Source organism: Exiguobacterium aurantiacum (genome assembly GCF_001766415.1).
Classification (GTDB): domain Bacteria; phylum Bacillota; class Bacilli; order Exiguobacteriales; family Exiguobacteriaceae; genus Exiguobacterium; species Exiguobacterium aurantiacum_A.
Genome location: NZ_MKXO01000001.1, coordinates 511,318 through 533,907, shown reverse-complemented (window position 1 = coordinate 533,907; position 22,590 = coordinate 511,318). Strand labels below are relative to the sequence as shown.

Annotated in this window: 20 protein-coding genes; 18 read left to right on the top strand and 2 right to left on the bottom strand. The window is 53.6% G+C overall.

What is annotated here, in order from left to right; translation table 11 throughout:
* The first annotated feature begins 34 nt into the window (after window positions 1-34).
* The 14 genes from BJU60_RS02725 (at window position 35) to nhaC (ending at window position 16,523) form a co-directional block, all read left to right on the top strand.
* The gene (locus BJU60_RS02725; RefSeq protein WP_070327375.1) at window positions 35-1,498 is read left to right on the top strand and encodes a phytoene desaturase family protein; all 1,464 of its coding nucleotides are present in this window, start codon (window positions 35-37) and stop codon (window positions 1,496-1,498) included.
* A 16-nt stretch (window positions 1,499-1,514) separates the two neighbouring features.
* Window positions 1,515-1,943: a GNAT family N-acetyltransferase gene (locus BJU60_RS02720; protein WP_070327374.1), complete on the top strand. Its 429-nt coding sequence runs from the start codon at window positions 1,515-1,517 to the stop codon at window positions 1,941-1,943.
* Window positions 1,944-2,045: 102 nt separating this feature from the next.
* Window positions 2,046-2,477: a RicAFT regulatory complex protein RicA family protein gene (locus BJU60_RS02715; RefSeq protein WP_070327373.1), complete on the top strand. Its 432-nt coding sequence runs from the start codon at window positions 2,046-2,048 to the stop codon at window positions 2,475-2,477.
* A 53-nt stretch (window positions 2,478-2,530) separates the two neighbouring features.
* Window positions 2,531-5,062, top strand: coding sequence for a DNA mismatch repair protein MutS (gene mutS, locus BJU60_RS02710; RefSeq protein ID WP_070327372.1), 2,532 nt, complete (start codon window positions 2,531-2,533; stop codon window positions 5,060-5,062).
* A gap of 4 nt (window positions 5,063-5,066) precedes the next feature.
* Complete coding sequence (mutL, locus tag BJU60_RS02705) at window positions 5,067-6,863, top strand: DNA mismatch repair endonuclease MutL (protein WP_070327371.1); 1,797 nt, start codon at window positions 5,067-5,069, stop codon at window positions 6,861-6,863.
* A 164-nt stretch (window positions 6,864-7,027) separates the two neighbouring features.
* On the top strand, window positions 7,028-7,675 hold the full coding sequence (locus tag BJU60_RS02700; protein WP_070327370.1) for a 50S ribosomal protein L25/general stress protein Ctc: 648 nt from the start codon (window positions 7,028-7,030) through the stop codon (window positions 7,673-7,675).
* Between the two features lie 208 nt (window positions 7,676-7,883).
* The gene (locus tag BJU60_RS02695; RefSeq protein ID WP_070327936.1) at window positions 7,884-8,723 is read left to right on the top strand and encodes a formate/nitrite transporter family protein; all 840 of its coding nucleotides are present in this window, start codon (window positions 7,884-7,886) and stop codon (window positions 8,721-8,723) included.
* 191 nt (window positions 8,724-8,914) lie between these two features.
* Complete coding sequence (locus BJU60_RS02690; RefSeq protein ID WP_070327935.1) at window positions 8,915-10,759, top strand: anaerobic ribonucleoside triphosphate reductase; 1,845 nt, start codon at window positions 8,915-8,917, stop codon at window positions 10,757-10,759.
* Window positions 10,737-11,192, top strand: coding sequence for an anaerobic ribonucleoside-triphosphate reductase activating protein (nrdG, locus tag BJU60_RS02685; RefSeq protein ID WP_070327369.1), 456 nt, complete (start codon window positions 10,737-10,739; stop codon window positions 11,190-11,192). The genes BJU60_RS02690 and nrdG overlap by 23 nt, the downstream gene beginning before the upstream one ends.
* A gap of 55 nt (window positions 11,193-11,247) precedes the next feature.
* Window positions 11,248-12,066: a fumarylacetoacetate hydrolase family protein gene (locus BJU60_RS02680; RefSeq protein WP_070327368.1), complete on the top strand. Its 819-nt coding sequence runs from the start codon at window positions 11,248-11,250 to the stop codon at window positions 12,064-12,066.
* Between the two features lie 121 nt (window positions 12,067-12,187).
* The gene (locus tag BJU60_RS02675; protein ID WP_083273957.1) at window positions 12,188-13,441 is read left to right on the top strand and encodes a S1C family serine protease; all 1,254 of its coding nucleotides are present in this window, start codon (window positions 12,188-12,190) and stop codon (window positions 13,439-13,441) included.
* 54 nt (window positions 13,442-13,495) lie between these two features.
* Complete coding sequence (locus tag BJU60_RS02670; RefSeq protein ID WP_173647363.1) at window positions 13,496-13,840, top strand: DoxX family protein; 345 nt, start codon at window positions 13,496-13,498, stop codon at window positions 13,838-13,840.
* Between the two features lie 22 nt (window positions 13,841-13,862).
* Window positions 13,863-14,960, top strand: coding sequence for an amidohydrolase (locus BJU60_RS02665; RefSeq protein ID WP_070327367.1), 1,098 nt, complete (start codon window positions 13,863-13,865; stop codon window positions 14,958-14,960).
* A gap of 162 nt (window positions 14,961-15,122) precedes the next feature.
* A complete protein-coding gene (gene nhaC / locus BJU60_RS02660) occupies window positions 15,123-16,523 on the top strand; it encodes a Na+/H+ antiporter NhaC (RefSeq protein WP_438802337.1) in 1,401 nt (466 codons plus the stop codon).
* A gap of 15 nt (window positions 16,524-16,538) precedes the next feature.
* On the opposite strand, the gene BJU60_RS02655 is transcribed toward nhaC, so the two are convergent.
* Window positions 16,539-17,735, bottom strand: coding sequence for an HTH domain-containing protein (locus tag BJU60_RS02655; protein WP_070327365.1), 1,197 nt, complete (start codon window positions 17,733-17,735; stop codon window positions 16,539-16,541).
* An 81-nt stretch (window positions 17,736-17,816) separates the two neighbouring features.
* Here BJU60_RS02655 and BJU60_RS02650 point away from each other — a divergent pair, with 81 nt between their 5' ends.
* Window positions 17,817-18,947 carry a mandelate racemase/muconate lactonizing enzyme family protein gene (locus BJU60_RS02650; protein ID WP_070327364.1) on the top strand — a complete coding sequence of 377 codons (1,131 nt, stop codon included), beginning with the start codon at window positions 17,817-17,819 and terminating at the stop codon, window positions 18,945-18,947.
* Window positions 18,934-19,605: a hypothetical protein gene (locus BJU60_RS02645; RefSeq protein WP_070327363.1), complete on the top strand. Its 672-nt coding sequence runs from the start codon at window positions 18,934-18,936 to the stop codon at window positions 19,603-19,605. The genes BJU60_RS02650 and BJU60_RS02645 overlap by 14 nt, the downstream gene beginning before the upstream one ends.
* Window positions 19,606-19,640: 35 nt before the next feature.
* Here BJU60_RS02645 and BJU60_RS02640 read toward each other — a convergent pair whose 3' ends face one another.
* A complete protein-coding gene (locus tag BJU60_RS02640) occupies window positions 19,641-20,390 on the bottom strand; it encodes a GDSL-type esterase/lipase family protein (protein ID WP_070327362.1) in 750 nt (249 codons plus the stop codon).
* Window positions 20,391-20,507: 117 nt separating this feature from the next.
* On the opposite strand from BJU60_RS02640, the gene BJU60_RS02635 reads away from it, so the two are divergent.
* A complete protein-coding gene (locus BJU60_RS02635) occupies window positions 20,508-21,428 on the top strand; it encodes an ABC transporter ATP-binding protein (protein WP_070327361.1) in 921 nt (306 codons plus the stop codon).
* A complete protein-coding gene (locus BJU60_RS02630) occupies window positions 21,421-22,419 on the top strand; it encodes an ABC transporter permease (protein ID WP_070327360.1) in 999 nt (332 codons plus the stop codon). The genes BJU60_RS02635 and BJU60_RS02630 overlap by 8 nt, the downstream gene beginning before the upstream one ends.
* Window positions 22,420-22,590 lie beyond the last annotated feature (171 nt).

The window sequence follows — 22,590 nt, the reverse complement described above, 5'->3', positions numbered from 1 at the left end:
ACCGGATGTATGATGAATTCAGGAGGGGATTGGGATGAAGATTGGGGTTATCGGCGGGGGAATTGCCGGGTTGACCACGGCGGCTCTCGCTAATCGATCGGGACATGACGTGATCGTGTTTGAATCATCGCGCGAATGGGGCGGATGTGCCGGTAAGTTTGACCGCGGGGACTACCGTTTCCCGGCGGGGGCGACGCTCGGGATGGGGTTCGAACGAGGCGGACTCCATCAACGCGTGCTCGACTACTTAGACGAGGCGGTCGCAGTCGAGAAGCTCGACGAAGTGATGCATGTCCATCTGAGTGATCGAACGGTCGTCTACTATCAAGCGCGCCAAGCGTTTCTCGATGAACTGAGTATGAAGTTTCCGGAACTGCAGTCGGATATCCGGTCATTCTTTCAAGAAGTATGGACGGATTTTGATAGAATTCGACCGCTGTTCGAACGGTTGCCGGCTTTACCGCTCCGGACGCTTGACGATGCGCTGACCGCATTTCGCGGATTTCGGCCGAATCAAGTAGCGGCACTCGTAAAACTATATCGTCCGCTACATGAAACGTTGCGACGTCATCGGTTGGGCGGGACACCGTTCGAGCAATTCATCGACGGAATTTTACTCGATAGTCTGCAGACGGGAGCACGCGAGGCGAGTCACTTGCTCGCGACCGTCGCGCTATCGATTTATCATGAAGGGGCATTTTACGTCGAAGGTGGATTGTACACACTCGCCCACGCCTTGGAACGATCGATTCGACATAGCGGAGGCACGACGCTGCTCGGTCGTCAAATCATGAAAATCGAGCGCGTCGCCGACGGCTGGTTATTGACCGATCGCCGGGGCCGGCTTGAGATCGTCGACGTCGTCGTTGCCGCGATCCCGCTCGAGGCGACACATCGCTTGCTGAGCGGTGCTGACGAGCGTCGATTTGCCGGGCAATATCGACGTCAGTTGAAGCAATCGCAATGGGGCACGTTCAGTCTATACGTGACGTTGCCCGAGCGCGTCTGTCTGGACCGGCCCTTATTCCAACAAGTGTATACGGACGACTTGCCGTCCGGCCATGCCTTCATCTCGATGTCGGCCGAGGACGACGTGTTACGGACGTCTCTCCCCGAACGGACCGTGACGGTCTCGACGCATATCGATTTATCAGAGTGGGACGATTGGAAAGACAGGGCCACCTATGAGAAACTAGAAGCAATATGGACCGAGCGTCTCATCTCGGCCGTGAAGCGGGCGTTTCCGGACTGGACGGGCGAATCAGCGGTCCTCCTTCCCGGGGGTCCAGGAGCGTGGGTGAAATATACGAGACGACCGCACGGTGCTGTCGGCGGCTATGCGCAAACACCGCGTCAGGCTCTGTTCCATGCCGCGAGCTATCGGACGACGCTACCGAACTTTTTCGTGTGCGGGGATACGGTGTTCCCGGGAGCGGGGACGATCGGGGCAATGACGAGCGGGTTGCACGTCGGACGTGCGCTCGGTGCAAAGCTATAATGAAGGAGACGGTGTCATGCATAAGAAAACATTTAATGAGCTGACGACGAAAGAACTGTATGATCTGTTGGCGCTGCGGACCGAGGTGTTCGTCGTCGAGCAAGATTGTCCGTATCAGGAAGTCGACGGGAAAGATGTCACGGCGCATCATTACTGGATCGAAGAAGACGGGACGATTGTCGCCGCACTCCGAGTTCTCGTCGAAGAAACGCCGATCGCCATCGGTCGTGTCGTCACGAAAGCGTCACATCGAGGCAAAGGGTACTCGCGCAGGTTAATGGAAGAAGCTGTCATTGACTTCGGGTCCGTCGAGCTCTACTTACAAGCTCAGACATACGTCGAACCGTTCTATGCGAGTTTCGGCTTTTCGCGAACGAGTGAAGAATACTTAGAAGACGGTATCCCGCATGTTGATATGACGCGGGAAAGAACAAAATCTTCCTAAAGCAGTGCGGTACCGTTCGCCAGAAGTTCATGGTAGAATGTTGAGGAATACATGCGCACATGAAAACGTGCGATAACATTATAGCGTGCAAAGGGGTTTACGATGGTGACTGACCAACAAGTAATTGAAAAAGCGAAAGAATTAGCCGACCTTTTGGCAAAGACTCCAGAAGTGGCCCGCTTCAAAGAAGCGGAAACGAAAGTGAACGAAAGTGAACGCGTCCAAACGTTGATCAAACGGATCAAATATTTACAAAAAGAAGCGGTCAACTGCAAACATTACGGCAAGACCGAAGCGCTTGCCAAAGTCGAACTAAAAATCGACAAGGCGATGGACGAACTCGATTCGATTCCGGTCGTCCAGGCGTTCCAAGAGACACAAGTCGAAGTGAACGACCTCCTTCAATACGTGACGGTGACGCTCGCCAACTCGGTGACGGACCGAATCATCGAAGCGACGGAAGGCGACGTACTCGCAGGTAAAACAGGAAGCGGCATGGCAGCGGAGAAATCACGCGGCGGTTGCGGATACTAAAAAACAACAGCTGGCCTTTGGTCAGCTGTTCTACTTTATAGAGGTGAGACGAAATGGAAGCGATACATCAGACACCGATGATGAAGCAATATTTTTCAATCAAGGCGGATTATCCTGACGCCTTTGTATTTTACCGGCTCGGTGACTTTTACGAGCTCTTTTTTGAAGACGCCCAAATCGTGGCGAAAGAACTCGAATTGACGCTCACCGCGAAAAACGGCAAAAACGCCGAGCATCCGATCCCGATGTGTGGAGTCCCGCATCACTCGGCAGCCGTCTACATCGAGCAGTTGATCGAAAAAGGATTCAACGTCGCGATCTGCGAGCAGATGGAAGATCCGAAAGCGACAAAAGGCCTTGTGAAGCGGGAAGTCATCCAAGTCATCACGCCAGGTACTTACATGGCCGCGCTCGGAGACAAAGACAACCGTTATTTGGTCGCAGTCGCCAAAGTTGGTGAAACCTACGGGGTCGCCCGTGGTGACGTGACAACAGGTGAATCTTGGCTGACGACGTTGCCGACGAAAGAAGCGGTCCTCCGTGAAGTCGAAGGATTGGTCCCGAGTGAGATATTAGTCGATGACGATCAGCTCGCGGACATGTTGCAACCGCTCGGGATCCCGCTGTCGATTCAAGTCGAACGCCGGTCGAGCGAACTGTCCGCATCGGCGAAAGACGACGCCCAAGTGAGCGCGTTTGATTTGCTGTACGCCTATTTGACACGGACGCAAAAGCGGGCGCTCGACCACTTGCAGCCGGCGATCGCCTATGAGGTCGAGGCCCACATGCAGCTCGACCCGAATACGGCACGCAATTTAGAACTGTTCCGCTCGGCCCGGTCCGGAGAACGGAAAGGCTCACTCTTATCACTGCTCGACGAGACGACGACCGCCATGGGTGGACGTCTTTTAAAGCGTTGGCTCGAACAACCGCTCTATACAGAGCAAGCGATCCATGAGCGTCAAGACGCGGTCGAGAACTTACTTGACGATTTCATGCTGCGCGACCAACTCCGGGACGAATTGAAACACGTTTATGATATCGAGCGGCTCGTCGCGAAAGTCGGCTACGGGACGGCGAACGCGCGCGATCTCGTACAATTGCGCGACACACTAGCACGCATCCCGGCTTTGAGCGTGATGCTCGAAGCGGTCGCATCAAGCCGGTTGCATCATATCCATGAGGACTTGGACACGTTCGAAGACTTGGCGGCGCTTCTTGAAGCGGCGCTCGTCGAATCTCCACCGATCTCGACGAAAGAAGGCGGAATGATTCGTAAAGGCTATTCTGAAGAGCTCGATCAGTTGCTTGAAGCGAAAGCGAACGGGAAGTCGTGGATCGCCAACCTGGAGCAACAAGAGCGGATCGCGACCGGGATCAAGTCATTAAAGATCGGCTACAACCGTGTCTTCGGGTATTATCTCGAAGTGACGAAAGCGAACGCCCGTTTACTCGAAGAAGGTCGGTACGAGCGGAAACAGACGCTGACGAACGCCGAACGCTACGTCACGCCCGAGCTGAAAGAAAAAGAAGCGCTCATCCTCGGTGCGGAAGAGAAGAGCTGCACGCTCGAGTATGACTTGTTCGTCACACTGCGCGACCGAGTCAAACTCGAGACGAAACGGTTGCAACAGCTCGCACGGTCGCTCAGTGAACTTGACGTCCTGCTCGCTTTGGCGATCGTCGCCGAAAAGCGGGACTACGTGCGTCCGACAGCGTCCGCAAACGTTCAAATCGATCGCGGCCGGCACCCGGTCATCGAGACGGTTCTGCCACGCGGTGACTATGTCGCCAACGACTTGACGCTTGACGACTCGCGTCAGATGCTGTTGATCACCGGACCGAACATGTCCGGTAAATCGACGTACATGCGCCAGTTCGCGTTGATCGCGATCATGCACCAAATCGGATCGTTCGTCCCAGCCGAGGCGGCCGAACTGCCGCTGTTTGACCGCATCTTCACTCGCATCGGGGCAGCGGACGACCTCGTGAGCGGTCAGTCCACGTTTATGGTCGAAATGACCGAGACGCGCCAGGCCGTGACCGAGGCGACGGCGAACAGCCTGATTTTGCTTGATGAGATCGGGCGCGGGACGTCGACGTATGATGGGATGGCGCTCGCGCAAGCGATCGTCGAATATATCGCCTCCTCAATCGGCGCGAAGACGCTGTTCTCGACGCATTATCATGAGCTGACCGTCCTCGAAACGACGATCCCGACGCTCGAGAACGTCCACGTCCGCGCCATCGAACGCGACGGACGCGTCGTCTTCTTGCATGAAGTTCATCCAGGCAAGGCCGACAAGTCTTACGGCATCCACGTCGCGGAACTGGCCGATTTGCCGCAATCGCTCATCGAACGAGCCCGGACGATCTTAACAGAGCTCGAACAAGAGAAAGAGCGGGTCGCTGCCCCGACTGACCCGATAACGAAGAAGTCGAGCGATGAAACCGCTCAGCTCTCTTTGTTCGAGACAAAAGATGAGTTAAAACAACAATTGCTCGAGCTCGATCTTTTAGCGATGAACCCGATCGAGGCGATGCAGGCGCTCTATGCGCTCCAACAGTCTGCGAAGAAAGGGTGAGTCGATGGGAATCATTCAAGAGTTGCCAGAACAGTTAGCCAACCGGATTGCGGCTGGGGAAGTTGTCGAACGACCGGCATCGGTCGTGAAAGAACTCGTCGAAAACGCGATTGATGCCGGCGCGACGAAAGTGGAAGTCGAGCTAGAAGAGGCCGGGATCCGGCTCATCAAAGTGCGGGATAACGGCCACGGCTTTTATGAGGATGACGCGGCCCGTGCTTTTTTAAGACATGCGACGAGCAAGATACGAGACGAACATGATTTGTTCCGGATCCGGACGCTCGGATTCCGGGGCGAGGCTCTCGCCTCGATCGCATCGGTCAGTCACGTCACGTTAAAGTCGCGCCGGGCTGATGAGGCCGGCTTTGAGATGACGCTACATGGCGGCGTCGTGATCGAGCAAACACCGACTGCTGCGAACGTCGGGACAGAGATCACGGTCAGTCAATTGTTCTATAATACGCCAGCCCGTTTGAAATACTTGAAAACGTCTGCGACCGAGCTCGCGAGCATCACCGACACGTTGAACCGGATCGCCTTGTCACACCCAGAAGTTCGATTGACGGCTTTCCATGAAGACAAGGAGCTGCTCCGAACGAACGGGAACGGGGACATCAAGCAAGTTATGCTCGCGATCTACGGTCGGCAAGTCGCCGCCCAAATCGTGACGGCGTCGAGCAAGACGAATGACTACAGCTTGAGTGCTCACCTCGTGCGGCCCGAAGTGACGCGTTCAAATAAACAGTATGTGACTTTGATCTTGAACGGGCGGAGCATCAAAAATTTCGCGCTCACGCAAAGCGTGCTCGAAGGCTATCATACGCTTCTGCCGATTGGTCGTTACCCGATCGCTGTGCTCGAAGTGAACATGGACCCGATGCTGATTGATGTCAACGTCCATCCGACGAAGCGGGAAGTGCGGCTGTCAAAAGAGAAGGAACTCTGTCAACTGATCCGGGAGACGGTTCAGCTGACACTTCGGGAGCAACGGTTGATCCCGTCGGTCAAACCAAGACAGCCGTCCGTTCCGACAGAGCAATCGAAGCTTGATTTCACCGTCGAACGCTCAGACACAACAGTTGAGCCGAGCGCATGGAACTATCCGATCCCACGCGAGCCGGTCACATCTCCGAGTCGCTGGTCGCCGACACCACTCGTTCAAGAGACACCGGTCGAAACAGTGCTGCCAGAAGAACCGGGGGTTGAAAAGGCGGAACGCCGGCTGCCGGCGCTCGACGTCATCGGCCAACTCCATGCGAGTTACATCGTCTGCGGCGCGGACGATGGCATGTACATCATCGACCAACACGCCGCCCAAGAACGCATCAAATACGAGCTGTTTTATGACCAACTCGGCCAGCCTGAAAAAGAGTATCAGTTGTTGCTGTTGCCGCTCACGCTCGAGTTCACCCAACAAGAGACGCTTGCGATCGAAGAAGTCGTCCCGCTTCTTAAAGAAGCGGGCCTCGATTTAGAGGCGTTCGGAGGCAATACGTTTCTCGTCCGGGAAATCCCGACATGGTACCCGCAGCACGATCTCGAAGGGACGGTCCGTGATTTGATCGAGATGGCGATTCGGGACCGATCAATCGATATCGCTAAATATCGCGAAGAGGCGTCGATCCTGATGGCGTGCAAACGATCGATCAAAGCGAACCATCCGTTAAACCTCGAGATGATGCGACAGTTGATCCGCGACCTTGGCGAGACGACGTCTCCGTATACGTGTCCACACGGACGTCCGATTTTAGTGAAGTGGAGTACGTATGAACTCGAGAAGTTGTTCAAACGTGTCATGTGACAAACGTTGTAATCTTATTTTAACCGACTGTAACGTTTATGGATGCTTAGCTATGGGAACAATATACACATGTCGTCAAACGCATCGAGGTTGAGAGGTGGAGTTCACACTGCCTCACCCTCAAGGTGTAGACATGATTCATAAACCAGTAGGGGGAAATGATTATGACAGACACGCTTAAAGTAACGACACGAGAATTACGACCACGTTCGGTTCGAACAAACTTACGTAAAGAAGGAAAAGTACTTGGTGTCGTTTACGGCTACAAAGTCGAAAGCACACCAGTCGCGTTTGAAGAAATGGCATTGCGCAAGATTCTCCGGGAACACGGTGACAACGCCTTGATCGAACTCAACATCGACGGCAAGAAAGTAAACACACTCGTTCACGGGACGGAAGTTGACCCGTTCACGAACACATACAAGCACGTCGAGTTCATGGCAGTCAAAATGGATGAGGCAACTGAAGTTGAAGCAGACGTCACACTCGTCGGCGACGCGAAAGGTGTCAAAGAAGGCGGCTTCTTGTCGCAAGCACTCTATAAAGTCACTGTTTCGGCAACACCTGCTAACATCCCAGAGCGGATCGAGCTCGACGTTAGCAAGCTAGAGATCGGTGACTCACTCACAGTTGCTGATATTCCGGAGAATAAAGATTACGAAATCTTATCTGAAGGCGATCTTCAAATCGCATCAGTGAACGAGCCGGTAGCAGTCGAAGAAGAGGAAACTGAAGGTGAAGAAGCTTCAGCTCCAGAAAAATCGACTAAAGCATCGACTGATGAGACGACAGAGTCTTCTGAGAAAGAATAATTGGTTTCATGCGGCCCTTTACGAAGGGTCGCTTTTTTTAGTCACAAATCCGACAAATGTAACCGATTACGATGTGAAAAGTATGTCAACAGTTCGAATGGGCAGTTGCAAAAATGTCGCTCCGGGCTTATATTGTTAATGATTTCACATGTTTGTTCTTATTATATGGTTCATTTAAACAGAAAGAAGGGTTTGTGACATGGCATCAATGGAAATCCATGCACTCGAATCATTACGGAAGAAAGCACAGGCTTCCTCAGCGATGATTCACTATCGGCCGATGGAATATTTTTTACGGGCAATGCTCGCGGGGATTTTTATCGGGTTCGCATCAATCTTCACATTAAAAGTCGTCAACGGCATGTATCTTGTAGATTCACCATTTACGACGCTCATCGGGGGATTCTCGTTCGGGATCGCGCTCGTCATGATTATCTACGGAGGCGCTGAACTATTTACCGGGAATACGATGTATTTTACGACTTCAACGATGCGTGGCTATACGACGCTGAGTGATACGATGCTCGTCTGGTTGCTTTGCTTCGTCGGGAACGCGCTCGGCGGCATTCTTTTCGCCTTGTTGCTCGCGCCGACTGGAGTCATTCAAGAGCTCGGCATGAACAACTGGTTATTTGCCGTCGTCGAGAGCAAGATGCATCATACGACAGTCGAAATCTTTTTTAGAGCCATCTTCTGTAACTGGATGGTCTGTCTCGCCATCTTCTTGCCGAAACAGATGAAAAATGAATTTGCCCAAATCTTCTCGATGATCTTCCTAGTAGCCGTCTTCTTCGCTTCAGGGTTTGATCACGTCATCGCCAACTTCGTCTTGTTCGCACTCACACTCGTTGTTCCGCATCCAGAAGCAATCAGCTTTGCTGGAGCCATCCACAACTTGATTCCGGCTACGTTCGGAAACATTATCGGAGGCGCGTTATTCATGGGAGCGATCTATACATGGTTGAACGCTAAAGGATTGCGTGAAGCACAAGAGTCAGAGCAAGAAGAAGTCGAACTGAAAATCGTCAAGCCAGCCAAAGAAGTATGACATACATCACGAAACGCACAGTCGAGCCCACATCAGGGATTCGGCTGTTTTTTTACGTTCGGGATCGGTTGCAACTGTCACAATATCGACGTGCCTCAAATCGATAAAACGTGACATAATCTATATATAGAATTTTTATCGGTTATCAGCCGTTAAATAATCAATATATAGCGAGGTGATGCGGAGTGAACATGCTCCAGCTTTATAACGATGTCTGTGTGCTACCAGATCAAGATTTGATCCAAGAGAACGCCAACGTCGACGGGAAGTCGCCACTCGGCAAACTAGCGCGCTTATCTTCAGAAGTGTCAAAACAATTATCGACCACGTACCTACTGTCGGAACGGTCACGTCTAGCGATCCGTGATAACTACTTGTATGTGCATGACGCCGATTACTATGTGACCGGATCGACGACATGTTGTCAAATCCCGCTCGGAGAGTTACTCGCGAACGGGTTCCACACCGGACACGGGACGATTCGTCCCCCGCAGGACATTCGTTCGGCGATGGCGCTCGCCTCGATCATTCTTCAAGCGAATCAGAACATGCAGCACGGGGGACAGGCGTTCCCGATGTTTGACGTCGATCTCGCTCCTTACGTCGAGAAGACGTATGAACGTCAACTCGAGCGGTTGAACGGACTACCGATTGAGCTGACGGTGGAGCAACAACAGCAGATTGCTGAAGCAGAAACCGTATCGGCGACGTACCAGGCGTGCGAGGCGTTTATCCATAACGCCAACTCGATGCACTCGCGCGGCGGCGGTCAAGTTCCGTTCGTGTCAATCAACTACGGCACCGACACGAGTCGGTGGGGACGGGTGTTTATCCGCGAGTTGTTAAAAGCGACAGAGCGAGGATTAGGCAACGGGGAGACGCCGATTTTCCCGATTCAAATCTTTAAAGTAAAGGAAGGCGTCAATTTCAATGACGGGGACCCGAACGTCGATTTGTTCCGCCACGCATGCCGCGTGACGGGCAAGCGGTTGTTCCCGAACTTCTCGTTCGTCGATGCGCCGTTCAACCTTCAGTACTATGACGGGACACATGCTTCGGAAGTTGCCTACATGGGCTGCCGGACGCGGGTGATGGGAAACCGTCATGGGGCAGAGACGTCGATCGGAAGAGGTAATTTATCGTTCTCGACGTTGAATTTAGTGAAGATGGCGCTCGTGTCATCCGATATCGAGTCGTTTTATAAGACGTTGGATGGATTCGTTGACATCGCCATCGAGCAATTGATCGAGCGCTTCGACTATCAATGCAAGCGACATGCGGACGAATTCCGCTTTCTTTATGCGCAGCACGTCTGGCGGGGTAGCGAGACGCTTTTGCCTGAATCGGAATTACGAGATGTGTTAAAACAAGGGACGTTGTCGCTCGGCTTCATCGGTCTCGCCGAAGCGCTACGCGTCCTCGTTGGCGGGACGCACGTTGAATCAAGAGAAGCAGAACGTCTCGGGCTTGATATCGTGACCCATCTCGCGAACCGGATGAGGCAGGCGGGGGACGATCATGATTTAAACTTTTCGCTACTGGCGACGCCGGCCGAAGGATTGTCCGGGAAGTTCGTGTTAAACGATCAACACGAATTCGGGATGATCGCCGGTGTGACCGATCGCGCGTTTTATACGAATTCGTTCCACGTCCCAGTTTATCAACACGTCTCAATCCGGGACAAGGTTCGAATCGAGGCACCATATCACGCCTTATGTGACGCCGGACATATTACGTACGTCGAGGTCGACGGCTCGCTCGCCCATAACCCGGAAGCGGTTGAATCGATCGTGCGGCTCATGCGGGCTCATGACGTCGGCTATGGCTCGATCAATCATCCGGTCGATCGTTGCGGGAGTTGCGGTCTAGAAGGAATCATCGACAAGTCGTGCCCGACGTGTGGGGAACGAGATCAGATCGAGCGGATCCGTCGTATCACCGGTTATTTGGTCGGGACGATGGATCGATGGAACTCGGCGAAACGAGAAGAAGAACGAGCGAGGGTGAAACATCATGCGCGTCCTATCCGTACTTGAAGAATCGGTCGTCGATGGTCCGGGCATTCGAACCGTGATTTTTACAGCAGGCTGTCCGCATCGTTGCCCGGGCTGTCACAACCCTGAATCGTGGAATCCGCGAGGCGGTCGTGACATCTCGGTCGAAGAGTTGTTGGACCGTGTCGAGACGGCCGCATGGGAAGGCGTGACCATATCGGGCGGTGAACCATTCCTGCAACCGGCTGAGCTGTCGGAGGTCGTGCGCGGTTGCAAGACACTCGGGAAGAACGTCTGGATCTATACTGGCTACACGTTCGAAGCGCTACAACAGCTAGAAAATGAGGACATCGACATCGTCCTTGACCACGCCGACGTGCTCGTCGACGGGCGTTTCGAGCAGCCGCTCATGGACCGCTCGCTCCGTTTCCGGGGGTCGAGCAACCAGCGGATCATTTTTCTGAACAAAGCGTGATCGGGGCGACAACGCCCCGATTTTTTGTATACTAACAAAAAAGGGGGAAATCATTATGAAATGGTGTAGTTATGAAATCGAAGGGGAGACAAGAGTCGGGGTGGTCGAAGCGGACCAAGTATACGATGTCAGTGATCAACTACATACGAACTCATTGTTAGAAGTAATTGCTCGCGAATTTAAACCGGATATCGATCTAGACGTCGCAAGCGTACGAGCGCTCGAAGACGTCAAACTTCAAGCGCCATACCGGCCGCTAAAAAATGTCATCTGCATCGGTAAAAACTACGAGGAGCACGTGAAAGAAATGGATACGGCGGGAGCCGGTAAGCTCGTCATCTTCACGAAAGCGCCGACCTCGGTCGTCGGTCCTGATGCCATCGTCGAGCGTCATGCAGCGCTTACCGACCAACTTGACTATGAGGGCGAGCTCGCCGTCATCATCGGAAAGTCAGGACGCGACATTCAAGACGTCGAGGACCACATTTTTGGGTATGCCATCATTAACGATATTACGGCACGAGACGTGCAAAAGCAGCACGTCCAGTTTTTCCGCGGCAAGTCGTTCGACACGTTCTGTCCGTTCGGACCATTTATCGTCACGCCGGAAGAACTCGAATTTCCACTGTCAATCCGCACAGACGTGAACGGGGAAAACCGTCAGCTCGGATCGACAGATGACATGATCCGACCGATCGATGAACTGATTCGGACGCTCTCAGCAGGGATGACGCTCGAAGCGGGTGACATCATCGCGACCGGGACGCCAGCAGGGGTCGGACATGGGATGAAGCCACCGGTCTACCTCCAGTCCGGAGACCGGGTCGAAGTGACGATTTCCGGGCTCGGCACGTTACGGAACGACATCGTCTGACGAAATTGACGCAAATTGTGAAGAATCTTGTAATCGTTCCGTCAATTCCATGAAACGGTGCCGGCTTCTATTATACTCAGGGTAGAAGTTAGAGGAAACATCATTGAGGAGATGACATGTTATGGAACGAAATGATCGGCCAAATGAACAAAATCGACATGAAGATTGGTTAGATACAGAGCTAGGTTCGTCAAAGCGGGCGCCTGAGCCTCCGCAAGCAGAACAAGTCACTCGGCCCTCTTTCATGAGCCGGATGTTCCCAGGGTTCATCGGCGGCGTCGCCGGGGCGTTGTTGACCGGTGCGATTGCGTTACCGTTTATCGATCAAGCACCTGACGTCACGTCGAATACGAATGTGACGCCAGACGGGACACCTGTCCAAACTTCATCGAACATCAAAGACACATCGGTCACCAATGCGGTCGCGGTGGCACAACCGGCAGTCGTGACCGTGAACAACTTCGCGGCGAGCGGATTCTCGAACGAAGCGGTCGAAGCGGGTGTCGGATCAGGGGTCATCTATAAAAAAGAAAATGGCTCGGCTTACATCGTCACGAACCATCACGTCGTCAATGGCGCCGACCGTCTGACCGTCACGTTCAACGACGGTTCAACTGCTGATGCGAAGCTCATGGGAAGCGATGCGACGTACGATTTGGCCGTGCTCGAAGTCGACGCGGACAACGTATCGTCTGTGATTAAAATCGGGAAATCGAGCGAATTGAAACCGGGGCAGACGGTCATCGCCATCGGTAACCCGCTCGGACAGTTTGAGAACTCGGTCACACGCGGGATCGTCTCTTCGACGTCGCGTCTCGTACCGGTCGATACGGACGAGAACGGACAAGCCGACTTCAATGCCGAAGTCATCCAAACGGATGCGGCCATCAACCCCGGTAACTCTGGTGGGGCGTTGATCAATGAATCCGGTCAGTTGATCGGGATCAACTCGATGAAAATCGCGACCGATTCTGTCGAAGGGGTCGGCTTCTCGATTCCGGTCGACATCGCGTTGCCGCTAATCAATCAAATTGAGCAGACCGGCGAAGTGAACCATCCGTCGCTCGGTGTCTCATTGCGTGACGTTAATGAGTTCCCGCCTGGTTATTTGACTGAACAGATCAACCTACCGGAGTCGGTGACGGCCGGGACGATTATCGTCGACGTGCAGGCGAACAGTTCGGCGGCGGCAGCGGGCCTTGAGGCTCGTGACGTCATCGTCAAAATCAACGATCAACCCGTGTCCTCGTTCATCGATTTGCGGAGCGAATTGATTCGTGACACGGACGGCGTCGTCACGATCGAGTACGTCCGGGACGGCAAGACCGAAACGGTCGATGTCGAGATTCAAAATGCGAACGGAGACGCGTTGTAAAGATGGGCACGATGCCCATCTTTTTTGTTATGCTTAGAAAAAGGAGGGGATAACGTGATTCGTAAGTTATACGGTGTGTTATTTTTAGGGGCCGGCATCATGCATTTCGTTCAAGAGCGCGCCTTCATGTCGATTATTCCGAAATCATGGCCGTTTAAGCGCTTCATGGTACAGGCTAGCGGTGTGATTGAAGTCGTCTATGGCGTGTTGTTGCTCTTAAACAAAGGGACCGGCTTCGTCAAGAAGACGTTGCCAGCTTTTTTGATTGCCGTGTTCCCGGCAAACATCAATATGGCACTCAAACCATCCCGGATCGGGGGCAAGACGTTACCAAAATGGGTGACATGGGGTCGACTGCCGCTGCAATGGGTGTTGATCAAAGGCGTCAAGAAACTGTGACTACATAACGGGGGAATCAATCATGACTACGAACGTACTGAACTGGTTCGAGCATTTTCATGCTCATCCGGAAGTGAGTTGGAAAGAAGAAAAGACGACGAAGACGATTGCGGACATCTTGGTGTCATGGAACGTGCGTCACGAGACGTTTGACGACGTGACGGGTGTCATCGCTGAAATCGGCACCGGTGCCGACGTTATCGCCGTCCGAGCCGATATCGATGCCTTATGGCAACAAGTCGACGGAGAGTTCAGGGCCAACCATTCGTGCGGCCACGACGCCAACATAAGCATGGTGCTCGGCGCGCTCGAGCTGTTAAAGGACGAGGCGCTCTCGAAACGGATCCGCTTTATCTTCCAACCGGCGGAAGAACAAGGTAACGGCTCGCTCGCGATGATCAATAAAGGGGCACTTGACGATGTCAGCCACTTGTACGGCATTCATTTGCGCCCGCTCGAAGAGCTGAAGCGCGGCCAATACGCCGCTGCGATTCAACACGGCGCCGCTTTGTTCTTGAAAGGACGGATCATCGGAGACGATGCCCACGGTGCGAGGCCACACCAAGGTCAGAATGCGCTCGACGTCGTCTTCACGATCCAACAGATGTTGAAAAGCATCTATCTGTCGCCGTTTGAGCCGCATTCGATCAAGCTGACCGGTGTCCAGGCAGGAAGTGACAACATGAATATCATTCCGGGCAACGCCACGTTCTCGATTGACGTGCGGGCCCAGCAAAATAAAGAACTGCTCGAGCTTCGTGACCGTCTCGAGACGATGTTACATCAAATTAGCGTGCTACATGGCGTCGAGATCGAGTTGGAATGGCAAGACTTCACGCCGGGTGCCGAGATCGGGAAACACTCGAGCCGGATTGCAGCGGAAGCGATCATCGCACTCCATGGCGAGGACGCGCTCGTCAATCGCATCGTGACGTCAGGAAGTGACGATTTTCATTTTTACACGGTCGAGAAACCGGGACTCGATGCCACAATGATCGGGATCGGGGCAAATTTGACGCCGGGACTGCATCACCCGCAGATGACGTTCGACCGCGACGTCTTGCCTGAAGGGGCGGCTTTGCTCGCCGAGACGCTACGCCGAGCGGTTGCAATACGATAAAGTGAAACGAAATGGACGGGGCGTGAGCTTGCCGTCCATTTTTTTGTTGCCAACTTCTCATGTAAGCGTTATCATAATTTCATTAGCGACAATATAACGACAATTCTGAATTTTCGCTAACGGGGAGGAATTTACATGGAACTACAGGGGAACAGGCAAGACATGAAGCTTGGTTGGGCGTTGTTGCCGCTACTTGTCATGATTGGGGTCATGCTCGTCGCCATCGTCAAACTCGAGCAAGGGCCACACATCCCGCTCATCGTCGGGACGGCGACCGCTTCGCTTGTCGCGTGGCGTCACGGGTACAAATGGAAAGACATCGAGGAGATGATGTACAAGGGGATACGGCTCGCCTTGCCGGCGGTCGTCATCATCATCTTGATCGGTTTGACGATCGGCGCCTGGATCGGGGGAGGCGTCGTCGCCACAATGATTTATTTCGGGTTGAAGATCATCTCGCCGGCCTACTTCCTCGTGACGATCTGTCTCATCTGTGCGGTCGTTGCTTTGTCGATCGGCAGTTCGTGGTCGACGATGGGGACGATCGGTGTCGCCGGGATGGGCATTGGGCTCAGCATGGGGATTCCGGCGCCGATGGTCGCAGGTGCCGTCATCTCGGGCGCCTACTTCGGCGATAAGATGTCGCCGCTGTCGGATACGACGAACCTTGCGGCCGGTTTGACGCATACGAACTTGTTCGTCCACATCCGTCATATGCTTTATACGACGATTCCGGGACTAATCATCGCGCTTGGCGTCTATTGGTGGCTCGGGACGCGTTTCAATGATACGGCGACGAATCCTTCAGATATCGTGCAGACGCTCGGCATTTTGGAGGACAGTTTCGTCATCTCGCCTTGGTTGCTACTGATTCCGCTCGCGGTCATCGTGCTCGTCACGAAAAAAGTACCGGCCATCCCGGCACTCGTCGTCGGGATCGCGCTCGGCTTCCTGGCCCAAGTCGTCATTCAAGGCGGATCGCTCTCGGATAGCGTCGGTGCGCTTCAAAGCGGCTATGTCATCGACACCGGCAATGAGCTCGTCGATAACTTATTCAGTCGGGGTGGGCTCGACGCGATGATGTATACCGTCTCGATGACGATCGTCGCGATGACGTTCGGGGGGATTTTGGAGTATTCGGGGATGCTGCAATCAATCATGAACCAGATCGTCAAACTGGCGAAGACGGCCGGCTCGATGATCGCATCGACGATTCTTGCCGGGATTGCGACGAACGCGACGTGTTCCGAGCAATACATATCGATCGTCGTGCCGGCACGCATGTTTGCCGGGGCCTATGAGAAGATGGGGCTCCACTCGAAGAACTTGTCCCGGGCGCTCGAGGACGGCGGCACGCTGACGTCAGTGTTCATCCCGTGGAACACGTGCGGGGTGTTCATTCTCGGGACGCTCGGTGTCGGGGCGTTCGAGTACGCGCCGTACGCCGTGCTCAACTTCGTCGTCCCGGTCATCTCGATCATCTATGCGTTCACAGGGTTCACGATCGAACGGATCACGGTGTTGCAAGCAGAAACACAAGTCGAAGATCAAGCGGCATTATAAAAATTTCCCGGCCCTCTAGGCCGGGAAATTGAATTTATAGACGGCGCGGGGGCGGCCTTGGGCGTAGCTCATTTCTTCACCGATGACACGGACGAGCTGGGCGTCATGTAATTTTTTGATGAGCCGCTCGGTCGTCCGGCGCGAGACGTTCAAGTAGTCGGTCAGCTCTTTGGCGGTGAACTCGAGTTTGCGTTTCGAGAACCGGATGATCTTGCCGGCGTTGGCCGGACTGATGCCGACTTGTTTGACGATATCGAACGCAACTTCTTCGGTCACACGGTAAGAAATCACGTCGGCGCGTTTCGGGAAAGACAATCGCTTCGAGTCGTCAACGATGCGGACTCGTTCGTCGGTGGCTGCAGACAGGGCGATTTGTGCATGTTCGTAAGCTTGTTGGTATTGGGTGCCGTAGCCGATCCCGATTGAAGAGTCAAAAGACGCGGGGGCGAGCGTGTTTTCTTCGAGGGCGCTGATCGTCTCGCCTTTCGTCGTCAACAGAGCGGTCGAGGGACCGTCCGTCGTTTCGAGATGTCCGCCGATATAGTGAACCGTTGCCAAATGGTCGCGGAGCGCCTCGGAATCGGTATCGTATAAAATGATTGAAAATTGAGCGTTGTCCGCCAATAGTTGACGAACACGTTGAATCAGTTGCTCGAGGTGGTACCGGATCGTACTCGGCGGCTCGATCATGAGCTGACTCTCGTAGCCTTGCTCTTGCAATTGGCGGTGGACACGCTCGATGCTCGTCAAGGCCAAGTTCGTTTGAGCGGGTTGTAAGTCCGCGTGAAACGCGAATACGTCTTGAAAGTCGACGTCAGGATGAATCTTCATTAAACGAGGTGGTGTCGTCACTGCGGGGAGGGACGATAAAATCGCCGCCAACCGTTTCGGCTCGATCACATCGATCGACACGTGTTCGAGGGAGACGGCACGAGTGAGCGCCGCCGACAAGAGCGTCGTCAACAGCACGGTCTCGTCTTGGACGACGTGGTGCGCCATATTCGTACTGAGATAAGGCAGCGCGTACGAATAAGGGAACGAGCCTGAGAAGAAGACGCCGTCGAACGAACCGAGCTGCTTGGCGATCGTGGCCGCCTCGTGCGGATGTTGATACGTATAGTAGGCGAAGCGAACGTCTTCATAATCGGGGGCCAGCGCCGTGATGGTAGCGACGAAGTCGGCTGAACCGACGATTGCTAAATGAAGCGACATGCGAAAACTCCTCCTTGCAATTTAGCGACTATTTAACGACAATATATACAATGAACTTTTAAATGTAAAGGAGCACTTATCATGAAACTAGAAAAAATAGAACTGTTTGCGATTGAACTACCGCTCAAAGTCCCGTTCATCGTCAGCTACCATCGCTATGACGTCATGCCGTCGGTAATCGTCAAGATGACGACCGAATGCGGTCTCGTCGGGTACGGTGAGGCGGTTGCCGACGAACACGTGACGGGCGAGTCGCTTGAAAGTACGATCAGTGTCATTCGCCACTTGCTCGGTCCACTGTTGATCGGACGGAACCCGATGCATCTAGAACGGATTCACGACGAGATGGACCGGGCCATCCGTGACGTTCCAGCGGCCAAGGCAGCGCTCGACATTGCTTGCCATGACTTGATCGGGAAGAAGCTCGGACAACCCGTCTACGAGTTGCTCGGCGGACGCTATCACGACGCCTTCCCGGTCACACACGTCTTAAGTATCGGTGAGCCTGAAGCGATGGCGGCGGAAGCGTCGGAACAGGTCGCGGAAGGTTACACGGCCGTCAAAATGAAAGTCGGCGTCGATGTCGCCTCGGACGTCCGTCGTGTCGCGGCAGTAAGGCAAGCGGTCGGTCCTGACGTCCCAATCCGTGTTGATGTCAACCAAGGCTGGGTAAACGCGGCGAAGACGCTGCAGGCGATGCGTAAGCTCGAACCGTTCGATATCGATTGGGTCGAGCAACCGGTCAAAGCCGACGATTTTGAAGGAATGCTCGAAGTCAAAGGCAAAATATCGGTCCCGCTTATGATTGACGAAGGGGTACGGGGTGTCGCCGACATGCGCCGCTTGACGATGATGCAAGCGGCGCATAAAGTGAACGTGAAATTGATGAAGTGCGGCGGCATCTATCCGGCGAAAAAACTCGTCCATATGGCCGAGATGTCCGGTATCGAGTGTCAAATCGGCTCGATGGTCGAATCGTCGATCGCCTCGAGCGCGGGCTTCCACGTCGCGTTCTCGAGTAAAATCGTTCAATCGGTCGAACTGACCGGCCCGCTCCGGTTCGCTACGGACGTCGGCAATTTGACGTACGATTTACCGTTCATCCGCTTGAACGACCGCCCGGGTCTCGGTGTCGACGTCGATGAGGACGTGCTCCGTCGCCTGACGACCGATTACTACGAAGTCGGAGGCGCCGATCATGTGGCACGGTGAATGCAATGGACTTGAACTCGACGTTCGGCATCTGACCGATATAGACATGACGGCCATCGAAGCGGTGCAACAAACCGTGATTGCTGATTTGGCCGAAGGTAGCCATTACCAAGCGCTCACGACAGACGAATTCATGAAGCTGTTGTCGGATCAGACGATCATCGGCGCGTTCCATCAAGGGGTGTTGATCGCGTTTCGGGCGTTGCTCATCCCGCCGCTCGATGACGAACATTTAGGTCGTGACATCGGGCGGCGTGAGGATGAACTCGATCGCATCATCTATCAGGAGGTGACGAACGTCGATCCGTCTTATCGGGGCTACCGTTTGCAGCAGCATTTAGGGAAGCTGTTGATGGAAGAGTTGAGCCAAGACGAGCGGTTTGACCTCGTCTGTGCGACCGTCGCCCCGTTCAACATCCCGAGCTTGAAGGACAAGTTTGTCCTGGGCCTAAGAATCGGCGCCCTCAAACAAAAGTATGGCGGTAAACTTCGTTATATCTTTATGAAAGAACTGCATACGGGTTGGCGACCGTTAGGTGAGACGGCGTGGCTTGAGATGAGTGATACGGACGGCCAAGTCGAATTATTGAAGACGGGTTGGTACGGCACGGCGATGAAACGAGTCGACGAGACGTGGCTTATCCAATATGAACGGTAAAAATGGCCTGATCCATGTGATCAGGCCAAACGTGTTTAGTCGAGGATAAATAAAATGTCATCGGCAAGTTTTTCATACGTCCGATCGCTCGGGTGGAACTGATCGCTTGCGAGGTCTCGGGTGACGTCGCTCACGTACGCGAACGGATCGATCACGTCGATGCGGTACGTATTCCCAAGGTTAGCCGCCGCAGCGTTCCAGTCGAGAATCAGCTGGTTGAACGCCTGTCCGTTCGTGTTCTCGGGGAACGGGTTGTAAAGCGCGATATAGACGATTTGAGCCGTGTCGTTCAGACCACGGATTTGTGCAAAGATATCATTTAAGTTTGCTTTAGCGTCCGTGACGACTTGTTCGATATCGACAGATTCGAAGTTATCGACGTTCTCGCCCCGGTTGAACAGGTCGTTGCCGCCGATCGTGAGCGTGATGTAGCGGGCGTTTTTGATTGTCCGCTGAACTTCCGGTTGAGCGAGCTGAGCGAGCAGGTCCTCGGTGCGTGCCCCCGATATGGCCAAGTTTTGTGTGCGGATATCTTGGTCTTCGAGAGCGGCGCTGACCGGTTGAACGTAACCGGCGCCTGACGTCGAACCGACGCCGCGTGTGATTGAATCACCGAGAGCGACGAAAATCTCGCCGTCCGGTTCAGGTCTCGTATCTTCGCTGACCGAGAGCGTACGCTCCGGCGGGTTGACGATGTCTTGATACCCGATCCAAAGACCAAACAAGGCCGTTGCCGTCAACAAGACAGAGCCGATTAAAAAAGCATACCATTTCCCATTTTTCATCTGATGACCTCACTTTCTATGTAACCATCATATCAAATATATTTGAACCTGCCCTATGTGAATGTTCGAATAGGACAGAAGCGGACGAGTCCGCTAGAATAGAGTTGAGGTGAGACGATGCAACCAACATTGAAAATAGACCATTTGACAAAAGTAATCGGGAAAAAAACCATCATCGACGATATCTCGTTCGATGTGTTTCCTGGGGAAGTGTTCGGCTTTTTAGGACCGAACGGTGCTGGTAAGACGACGACGATCCGGATGATCGTCGGCTTGATCAAACCGACGAAAGGGTCCGTCTCGATTTGCGGTTTTGGCGTCGAGCGCCAGTTCGTCCAAGCGATGAACCAGATCGGGGCGATTGTCGAGAATCCCGAGCTGTATAAGTTTTTGAGCGGCCGCGAGAACTTGAACGTGTTCGCGCGCATGTTACCGGGTATCACGGAGGCCCGGATTCAAGAAGTGATCGACCTCGTCGATTTGACGGCCCGGATCGATGACAAAGTGAAGACGTACTCGCTCGGGATGCGCCAACGGCTTGGAATCGCGCAAGCGATGCTCAACAACCCGCGTGTCTTGATTTTAGATGAACCGACGAACGGGCTCGATCCGATGGGGATCCGTGATTTGCGACTGTTTATCCGTCGCCTCGTCGAAGAAACCGGACTCAGTGTGCTCGTTTCAAGCCACATCTTGGCGGAAATTGAGTTGCTCGCTGACCGTGTCGCCATCATGTCGCGCGGCAAGATTGTGAAAGTCGGTACCGTTCAAGAGCTGATCAATGAATTGGCGTCGACGGTCGACGTTCACGTGGCGGACAGTTTTGAGGTGTTGCCGATTGTTCGTGGTTTTGAATCGATCGAGCAGGCGGACGTCGTCGACGAACGGACGATCCGTGTCTCGATGAACTTAGAAGACACGGCCCGATTAAATCGTTATTTGCTTGATCGAGATGTGGAAGTCTTTGGTCTCGAACGACGTGTTCAGACGCTCGAAGAACTGTTTATCACATTGACCGGGGGTGACCATATTGTCTAATCCATCTTTACTCGGCCTGATTCGTAACGAAGTGTTGAAGATCCATAATAAACGACGACTATTGGTCGTCTCGGTCATCCTCGTCGTACTCGTCTCGATGTTCACGTACGCTAACTATCGTCAAATCGAGAAGCAGCGTGAAGAGCAAGGGACGATCGACTGGCGTGTCGACCTGCAGCAAGAGATTGTCGATACGCAAAACCGGCTCGCCTCGGCGAACGTCCAAGACGAGTTCCGGCAAATCCTCGAGTTCCAAGTGCAACAAAATCAATACTACTTAGATAACGACATCAACCCGAGTTATCCTGGGGCGCCGACGTTCATGCGTGTCTTCTTCTCCCAAGGGACGACGCTCGTCCTGCCGCTGTTCATCATCGTTCTGATGGCAGACATCGTCAGCGGCGAGCATAACGACGGGACGATCAAGACGCTGTTGTCACGTCCGGTCCGGCGCTTTAAGATTTTGTTGGCGAAATGGATGACGACGCTGTTGTACACATCGATCCTCATCTTCATCACGGCGTTCGTCAGTTACGCCATTTCCGGGATCGTGCTCGGATGGGACGGTTGGACCGCACCGATCTTGACCGGATTCCAGGCCTCAGCGACCGGGACGTTCTCGACCGACTTCGTCCATACGCTGCCGATGTGGCAATACTTGCTCATGTCGGTCGGTCTATCGTGGTTCGTCGTGGCGGCCGTCGGTACGATCGCACTCATGATTTCGGTCCTCGTCAAAAATACGGCGACCGGGATCGGGATCATGATGGCCATCCTCATTTCGGGACCGCTCCTCACGTCGCTCGGTTCGAACTGGGACAGCTCGAAATACTTGGTGAACGTCAACTTCGGTCTTCATACCTATCTCGAGGGGCAAGCCCCGCCGATCGATGGGATGACACTGCCGTTCTCGCTCATCGTCATTTTCGTTTGGACGCTCGCGGCGTTGGCGTACGCGTTCTATCACTTCACCCAAAAAGATGTCTATTAAATGAGAAAGTGTCACCATCCCGGTGACGCTTTTTTTATACGGTTGAAAGCACTAAACAGGAAGACTGAATAGGTTAAATGTCTCAATAGTTAGAATTGTCAAAATAATCAATAAGTTGGATTCCTTAACTGTGGGAAACTATGTAAAGTAAGAGACACCACATAAGGAGGG